The sequence below is a fragment of the Desulfosarcina sp. genome (assembly GCF_041551955.1).
GTDB lineage: Bacteria > Desulfobacterota > Desulfobacteria > Desulfobacterales > Desulfosarcinaceae > Desulfosarcina.
In genome coordinates this window covers 1-7,999 of sequence record NZ_JBFELV010000225.1, presented here as the reverse complement: position 1 = coordinate 7,999, position 7,999 = coordinate 1, and the positions used below count along the sequence as shown (strand labels likewise).

Annotated in this window: 6 protein-coding genes and 1 pseudogene; 2 read left to right on the top strand and 5 right to left on the bottom strand. The window is 55.1% G+C overall.

All coding sequences use genetic code 11. The annotated features are described in order from the left end of the window. The 3 genes from ABYV26_RS15945 to rarD all read right to left on the bottom strand — a co-directional run. Positions 1-1,314, bottom strand: a 1,314-nt coding sequence (locus ABYV26_RS15945) for a valine--tRNA ligase (RefSeq protein ID WP_372682347.1), incomplete at its 3' end; no start/stop codon positions are given. A 225-nt stretch (positions 1,315-1,539) separates the two neighbouring features. Beyond that, positions 1,540-2,574, bottom strand: coding sequence for a hypothetical protein (locus ABYV26_RS15940; RefSeq protein WP_372682346.1), 1,035 nt, complete (start codon positions 2,572-2,574; stop codon positions 1,540-1,542). Between the two features lie 240 nt (positions 2,575-2,814). Then, the gene (rarD, locus tag ABYV26_RS15935; protein WP_372682345.1) at positions 2,815-3,729 is read right to left on the bottom strand and encodes an EamA family transporter RarD; all 915 of its coding nucleotides are present in this window, start codon (positions 3,727-3,729) and stop codon (positions 2,815-2,817) included. A 465-nt stretch (positions 3,730-4,194) separates the two neighbouring features. Between rarD and ABYV26_RS15930 the strand changes: the two genes are divergently transcribed. Then, a complete protein-coding gene (locus ABYV26_RS15930; protein ID WP_372682344.1) occupies positions 4,195-4,482 on the top strand; it encodes a PBPRA1643 family SWIM/SEC-C metal-binding motif protein in 288 nt (95 codons plus the stop codon). A 24-nt stretch (positions 4,483-4,506) separates the two neighbouring features. After that, the gene (locus ABYV26_RS15925) at positions 4,507-5,268 is read left to right on the top strand and encodes a substrate-binding periplasmic protein (protein WP_372682343.1); all 762 of its coding nucleotides are present in this window, start codon (positions 4,507-4,509) and stop codon (positions 5,266-5,268) included. Positions 5,269-5,351: 83 nt separating this feature from the next. Here ABYV26_RS15925 and ABYV26_RS15920 read toward each other — a convergent pair whose 3' ends face one another. After that, positions 5,352-6,830: a tetratricopeptide repeat protein gene (locus ABYV26_RS15920; RefSeq protein WP_372682342.1), complete on the bottom strand. Its 1,479-nt coding sequence runs from the start codon at positions 6,828-6,830 to the stop codon at positions 5,352-5,354. Positions 6,831-7,026: 196 nt separating this feature from the next. Further along, positions 7,027-7,999 (bottom strand): annotated as a pseudogene (locus tag ABYV26_RS15915) (phosphofructokinase); the annotation flags it as partial.

The window sequence follows — 7,999 nt, the reverse complement described above, 5'->3', positions numbered from 1 at the left end:
GTCCGGGCAGACGTCGGGTGCGCCCATGGCCACGATCAGCCTGCGGCAGCGCGGGCAAGTCCAGGCCGGAATCTGGTGGCCCCACCATATCTGGCGGGAAATGCACCAGTCTCTGATATTTACCATCCACTCGTAGTAGGTCTTGGTCCACGATTCGGGGATAATGCGCGTCCTGTCCGTTTCGACGGCTTCGATGGCTTTTTCGGCCAGTGGTTTAACCTTGACGAACCACTGGCGTGAGAGGTTGGGTTCGACCACGGTTTTGCAGCGGTAGCAATGGCCCACGCTGTGCCGGTGAGGTTCCACCCGTTCCAGCAGACCTTCGGCCTCCAGCGCTTCCACCACGACCTTGCGGCAGGCAAAACGGTCCATGCCTTGGAACCGGCCGGCCGCCTCGGTCATACTGCCGTCATCGGCGATGACCTTGACGCTGGGCAGGTCGTGGCGCAAGCCGATATCAAAGTCGTTAGGGTCGTGAGCCGGCGTTACCTTCAGGGCGCCGGTGCCCGTGGACAAGTCCACATAAGCGTCACGGACGATGGGGATCTCACGATTCATTAGCGGGAGGATCACGCCTTCGGCGGTCAGACCCGCATAGCGTTCATCCTCCGGGTGAACGGCTACGGCGGTGTCCCCGAGCATGGTTTCAGGACGGGTGGTGGCCACGACCACCGAGCCGGATCCGTCTGCATAGGGGTAGCGGATGTGGTAGAAGTGGCCGTCCAGGTCTTCGTGCTCAACCTCCAGGTCGGACAAGGCGGTGTGGCAGCGGCAGCACCAGTTGATGATGTAATTCCCCTGGTAGATCAGTCCTTCGTCGTAGAGTTGGACGAACACTTTTCTTACGGCCCGGGAGAGCCCCTCGTCCATGGTGAACCGCTCCCGCTCCCAGTCACAGGAGGCACCCAGCCGCTTGAGCTGATTGATGATGGCATTCCCATATTCCTTGCGCCAACCCCAAACGGCCTCGATGAAATTCTCCCGTCCCAACTGATGCCTGTCCGTACCCTCTGCGGCCAGCTTTTTTTCCACCACGTTCTGGGTGGCAATTCCGGCATGGTCGGTTCCGGGCATCCACAGGACGCTGTCCCCCTTCAGTCGGCGATAGCGGCACATGATGTCCTGCATGGTGTTGTTCAGTGCATGGCCCATGTGCAGCACACCAGTGACGTTGGGTGGGGGGATGACGATGGAATAGGTCTTTTTTGTCGTGGCCTCATCGGCGGCGAACAGGTGCGCCTGTTCCCAGTAGGCGTACCAGCGTTTCTCAACTGCTTCGGGGGAATAACTTTTGTCCAGCAAATCGCGGCTCATGGGCTACACGCTCCTTGTGCAAAACGGCCCGGTATAGGCGTTAAGGTAATTAATTGGGGCTGCGTCATCGGTCGTCGCGATATTACCATGCGGCTTCCTCAATTCATCCTTGCCAAATTTACTATCTTAACGCCTATGTGTTACCCAGGTCGAGAAAAATGAAAAGGGGATTAAGGATAATCCCCGTTTAAGATTGTTGAATGCTGATTGAGGTTGGTTGACTGACTATCCGATCATATCGTCGTCATCCTCCAGGAGAGCGTTTTTGATTCTAACGATTTCTCGCGTCACGGTTTTTTCGATGGTTCGGATCAGCAACTGTTCGATCCTCTCACCGTAAATTTTCTCGATGGTTCGCTCAAGTGCCGCTTCGACCTGGGCCTCGGTCAGCGGGACCGGCTCCGGCGGCGGCACGGGGTCAAACAGCGGAGCCGCCGGGGGGGGCGCGACCGGTTCGGGAATATCCGGCACGTTTTCCCCTTGGTCGCCAACCTCGCCGATGGTAGATTGGTTATCATCGAAGGCCATGAAGTCGCTGTCCGGACCGGCTGTTTCGGCCGCCTCCTCGGGAGTTTCGACATCAAAGGCACCCCCTGCGTCTGTCAATACGGCTTCAGCCCTACTTTCCAGCGCTGTAAATTCATCGTCGGATTCAGACTTGGACCCTGCTTCTGCCGCTTGTGGTTCCACGGCATCCAGCAGGTCGATAACTGGGTCATCCGCCGGCACCATTTCATCAGTTCCATCAGGCATCGGGTCCGGCGCCGTCATTCCGGTTTCGGCGGTGTCGCCTTCCGGGGGGGGCGCCAGGTCCATCAGGTCGATGACGTCATCCTCATCCTCGCTGGCTTCGTCGGTCTCGATCAAATCGGCTTTGGTGGTGGTGGCCACATTCACGAGATCGATCACCACTTCCTCAACTTCATCATCGCTTGATGCGGTGGTGGATTCCGCTACCGGTGAGATGGCAGGTGCTTCCGGGGAGGCGGTCAAATCCGTCAGATCGATGATTTCATCATCCGTCACTTCCAACGCGTCTGCGGTTTCTTCTTCCGGCAAGGCGTTCACCAGGGGGGGTGCCGCTTCTTCCGGTTCAACCACGGCTTCCATTGCCTGATCCGGCTGTTCAATAATGTCGTTAAGATCGATGACGTCGTAGCCATCGCCATCTTCGACAACTTCGGTCAAATCAATGACGTCCTTATCGTTCAGGTCGGTACCGCTTTCCGTCTGCGGATCGGGCTTCTGGCGACCATCCATAAGTTCTCCCCCATTAACCATGGTTGAAAATATCACGTTTTCGGTTACACCCGGTATCATTCAGGTTTTGCCATGCAACCATCGTTGTCGGTGACGATCGAGGCAGAAATATGGATACCGGGCAAAATATTGTCGAAAAAACGCTACCATAAGGTGTAAACCCTGTCAAGTTATTTGGATCCTTGACAAAATTTACAATTTCTGAGCCCGTCCGCGGGGCGTCGATCGATTATAAACTTCTCATCTTTTGGCATTGCATTTCCGATTGGCACGAACGGTGTCCCACGAGTAGATAGCCAGGGCGGCCCAGATAAGGCCGAATGTCACCGCCTGAATTCTGGTAAACGGCTCTCCGAACATGGTGATTCCCAATACGAGCATGCCGGTCGGGGCGGTGTATTGGATGAATCCCAAGGTGGCCAGGGTGATGCGTCTGGCGCCGAGGTTGAAAAATAGCAAGGGCGTCGCCGTGAGGATCCCTGTGCCCAATAGCAGCAGATCGGTGTTAATCCCGGAATGCAAAAAAGCCCCGGATTTGATTTGATGCAGGTGGAGCACCCAAATGCCGGCGGGAACGGTCAGCAACAGGGTTTCCACGGTCAGGCCCACCAATGCGCCGACGGCCACCACCTTACGGATCAGTCCGTAAACCCCGAAACTGGACGCCAACGCCAGTGAGACCCAGGGCAACACACCGAACCGAAAGGTGAGATTCAGCACGGCCAGCGCTGCAAGGACCACTGCCACGGCCTGGGCCCTTCGGAGCCGTTCGCGAAGGAAAACCATCCCCAGGAGGATGTTGACCAATGGGTTGATGTAGTATCCCAAACTGGCCTGAAGCACCTGGCCGTTGTTGACTGCCCAGATGTAGATGAGCCAGTTACCGCCCACCAGTATGGACGTGATCAGGAGAATGGAAAGCATTTTGGGGCTTTTAATGGTTTTTTTTAATTCGGTCCACCGGTGGGACAGACATACCAGCGGCATGAGAAAAGCAAATGACCAGAGGATCCGATGCAGAATGATCTCGAATGCGCCCACACCGTGAAGGGCTTTCCAATAGATGGGACTCAGCCCCCATATAAGAAAGGCAAGGAACGCGAAAAGGGCTCCGACCCCGGAGCGTCGACCCGCCATAAGTTGGTTGTCATTCATCAGCGGTTCATTAACCCCCATTCGGATTGGCAGAAGAACTCTAGTATCAGAAACCGGGGGGTGGTCAATAGGCAATCTTTCCTTTTTTGGCCCCCATGGGTGTGGACCGTTAGCCATGCCATTAAACCGGGCTGCCGCGATAGTATCGATCAGGAACCTGATCTCAAAAATAGTCTGAGTGCCCATGGCGGCGCTATGAAACGGCTCAACATGTTCACCACCTACCTGGTTGCTGCGCTTTTTCGCCGTTGCATGCCTTGCCCTGAACCCTGCCCCTTGTTTTTAAGACAGATTCAACTGATTTTGCTTGTGCTCAACCGCCCCAGCAGGTACGCTGTATGATTATCATGAGCTATCAACAGTAAATGATCGTCAATCAAACGGAAACCGGGTTGAGCGGTATAACTTAGAGACGACGGCTCTGGAAGGGTCAATAAAAGCCTATCAACCGTTGAGGGTGAAAACATGGAAAAAGTTTTTGATGGCAAAAAAGCAGCGAAATTGGGGACGGTGGCGAATCCTGCCGTCATCACCGTACCCACAGCGGAACGAGTGAAAGAATTAGAATCCGTTTTCCAGGAAAACGGGTGGAGATATACCATCGAATTGGCGCCGGATCAACCTGAGGATATAAAAGACCTGGAGATATTATTGAACCCGCTGAAGACGAAGGTTGTCGACAAGCGTGTGGGGCGCAATGAACCGTGCCCATGCGGAAGTGGCAAAAAATATAAAAAGTGCTGCGGCCAATGAGAAAAGCTCCGGAATAAAATCGATATGAACCCATATTCGGCAAGGAGGCGCCTTTGTTGGTTTGGGTGCCTCACCCTCCTTTTGTTTCCACAACCCTCCTTTTCTGGCGAGATAGAGCTGTTCAGTTCGGTTGCTGAAGAGTATAAAGATGGCCCGGATGTGGAACTTTTAACAGCGATTGCAGGTAAGCTGAATGCGAAGCTGAGTTTCAAGCGCGCGCCTTTCAAAAGACGTCTTCAGTTAATGAAGGATGGAGAAATCGACTTTATGTCGGGCCTGCTGAAAAATGCTGCGCGTGAAGAATACATTCACTACGTCTCCCCGCCGTATAAAAAAAGGTCGGACACCGTTTTTTTCTTGCCCAAAGGAAAGCGGCATTTGCTTCAAAAATATGAAGACTTGTACGCGTTGAAGATTGGAACGAACCTGGGTTCCAACTATTTTACGCAGTTCGACAACGACGCAAAACTGAAAAAAGACGCTGTTTCCAGCGGCGTCCCCAATTTCAGGAAGTTGCTGCTGGGGCGCATCGATGCGGTTATATACGCCGAGGCGGGAGGAATCGATCTGATTTATAGGATGGGTATCGCGAATCGCGTCGAGACGGCAGACTTTCGGTTTGCCCAGGAAAAAAAGGTACACTTTGGTATTTCAAAGAAATCCAACTTGATGATCAACCTTTCTAAGATAGAATCCGTGATCGGGGCGATGATTGAAAGCGGAGAGATCAACGGTATCATCGTCAACTATTACCTCAACCGCAACTTGCCTGTACCGGCGATGTAAGGCGAAAAGGCCAATGGACACGAGGCAACGTTTGATCGCCTGAAGACGCGGATCGAGCTTCCTGCAGAGCATCGCCAGGGAAGCTACTTGGTGCTTTCCGGATAAATACGCTCGAACAGATCCTCCGCTGAGTCCGAGGCCAGCCCTTTAAGAATTTCATACTGGTCAAGGGCGAGTTTGCGGCGTCCCTGGTTGAAGTATATCATACCAAGGTTGTAGTGGGCGGCAGCCATCCGCGGATTGGCACGAATGGCAAGGGTGTATGCACGAATCGCCGCTTCGGTCCGGTCCATGCGGTGGTAGGTGACGCCCATGTTGTAGTAGATCAATTCGTTGTCCGGTTCCAGGCCGCCGGCTCTCGTGAACAGCACCATCGCTTCCTCGAACCGCCCGATTTTTCCCAGTGTGGCTCCCAGATCGAGCAGCGTCGGCATGTGGTCAGGTTGGCGGTTCAGTATCTCCCTGAATGTGTCGATCTGCTCTCCGGTGCGTTCCAACGCACCGTAGGCTCTGCCTAATTCGAACTGAGCCCGCAGGTTGGTCGGATCGACACGAATCACCTCCTTCAGGGCGGGGATGACCCGGTCGAACTGACCGATGGCCTTGTAGTACATGGCAAGGATAAAATGGGCCAAATCATTGTCCGGGTCCTGCTCGATGGGTCGCTTGTAGGCGGCGATGGCCTCTTCCTGCTGATCGAGGCCGACATAGCAGCTGCCCAACCCGTACCAGGCCTCGGGATCGTCCGGACTGGCTTCAGCCGCCCGTTTAAAATAGGTCAGGGCTTCTTCGTATTCTCCTTGTATGGTCAGCCGGGAACCCTTGCTGCACAGCGCCGCCGCCAGTGCCGGACCCTGGCTCGAGTCTCGAATGGTCCACTCGGTAATGGAGGGTTGCGACGCTTCGTCGGTCAGCATCTCGAGTGCGTCCACGGAGACGGCAAAGTTGAGATTCTGACCCCTGGCCACCTGAAAGGTGACCACGCCGACCACTTTTCCGTCCTGATTGATCACCGGACCGCCGCTGGATCCCCGGGAGATCGGTGCAGTCAGTTGAAACACCTTGCCGCCGACCGGCATCTCACGCACAGCCGAAATAATCCCTTCGGAGACGGTCTGTTCCAGACCCATGGGGCTTCCGACCACGAAAACACTGTCCGCTACGGCGGGTTGCTCCCTGGCAAGAACGACAGGCGTCACCCGGATGCCCGCGATGTCAACGCGGACCTTGATCAGGTCGACCAGCCGGTTTTTGGCCAGGACCGCTGAGACCGGATATTGACTGCCGTCCACGGTTCGGATGCTTGCGCTGTAGGCACCCTCCAATACGTGGAAATTGGTGACCAGTATACCGCTTTCTGAGATGAAGAATCCGCTGCCGATGGAAGAAATCTCTCCATCCACATCGTAGTTAACGACCGTCACCACCGATTGTTGTATCGGCCGCACCAATTCCTTCAGATTCCCCGACGGTTGCCGCAAAGGCTCAGGCCCGTAGGAACAGCCCCCGCCAGCAAGCGCCAAGGCTGCAATCATTAGCGTGACCAGGCGAATACGGCTCATGAATACCCCCCCCCATCGGCAATCGCCAGACGGACGACCGCACAACATTGTCATCTCCAACTATATGGACCTTTTCGGGCTTTTCAACCGGACCCGTGCCGGTGGTTGATTCGGTGGCCCCTTTGATCAAGCGTCCGATGGTGGGAATCAGCCGAAAGGGGCTTGAGCGTTGTTTGCTTTGTTTGGCCGCGCCTCTCTATTCGGCGGCCTCGGCACTCGGTGTGGAGAGGTGGCCCCCCAGCGCATTGAGGAGCAAGGTGATGGGACGGTCTTCTTCGCTGTTGCCGGTGAAGCGGATGGGACCCGGGTGACGGTAATGATCCTCTTCGGGCGTTGCTGCCAGCCATTTGTCGCGGAAGGTTTTCACGACCCGGAATGCCGGCGAGTTGACGTCCACCACGCTTTTCTCCAGCACCAGTTCGAGTTTGCTTTTGCGCTCCTCCAGGTGCATGAGTGGAGCGATGGGAATACCGACGGGAATCCAAGCGCTAAAATCCTGCTCCAGGTTCAAGATGGCGGCCATCTGGCCGGTGGCGCCGTTGGCGATCAGGCTGAACACGGTCTGCCCCAGGTTGTAGGTATAGGTACAGTCGAATCGCGTGGGGTCGCTGCCCCGGCCGTCGTAGCCGTAAAAGTGGGTCTGGGTTTTGAATTTGGGAACGGACTGTTCGAAGATTTTCTCGATGGGTGGCGGAATCATGTCGTCGTTGCCGAGGAAACCGGCTCTGACCAGCACGGATTTGAGGGTTTTCTTGGAGATGATGGTTTTTTTGATCATCAGGTACCGGGCTTGCTTCCAGTTTTCGAAAAGAATAGGTCCATACAGCTCCGGGTCCAGGCCCCCTTTTTGCAGCGTCTTGACGAAATTTGCGTCTTGGATGCCGATCTTGTAGTGGCCTTTTTCCTTCAGGATGCCCAGGTAATCTTTCACCAGGTCAAGCAGGACTTTTTCCGTCTTGACCTGGGAGAACTGGAAATTGCCGTGGCTGTCCCTTTCAGTGAGCAGCCCTTCCTGAAAAAAAGCGGGAATGTCATTGAACAACTCGTCGTCTCGGGCATTCCACACATTGTAGGAAACATCCTTGCGGATACCCCGCACCAGCCGGCGCAGGTATTCCAGTTTGTCTTCAAGGTTGGGAAAGGTGTGGTGAAAGTCTCGATCGTGCATC

Coding starts and splice junctions, on each gene's coding strand:
- ABYV26_RS15940 (WP_372682346.1), bottom strand. CDS start 2,574: ATGGATGGTCGCCAGAAGCCCGATCCGCAGACGGAAAGCGGTACCGAC.
- rarD (WP_372682345.1), bottom strand. CDS start 3,729: ATGAATGACAACCAACTTATGGCGGGTCGACGCTCCGGGGTCGGAGCC.
- ABYV26_RS15930 (WP_372682344.1), top strand. CDS start 4,195: ATGGAAAAAGTTTTTGATGGCAAAAAAGCAGCGAAATTGGGGACGGTG.
- ABYV26_RS15925 (WP_372682343.1), top strand. CDS start 4,507: ATGAACCCATATTCGGCAAGGAGGCGCCTTTGTTGGTTTGGGTGCCTC.
- ABYV26_RS15920 (WP_372682342.1), bottom strand. CDS start 6,830: ATGAGCCGTATTCGCCTGGTCACGCTAATGATTGCAGCCTTGGCGCTT.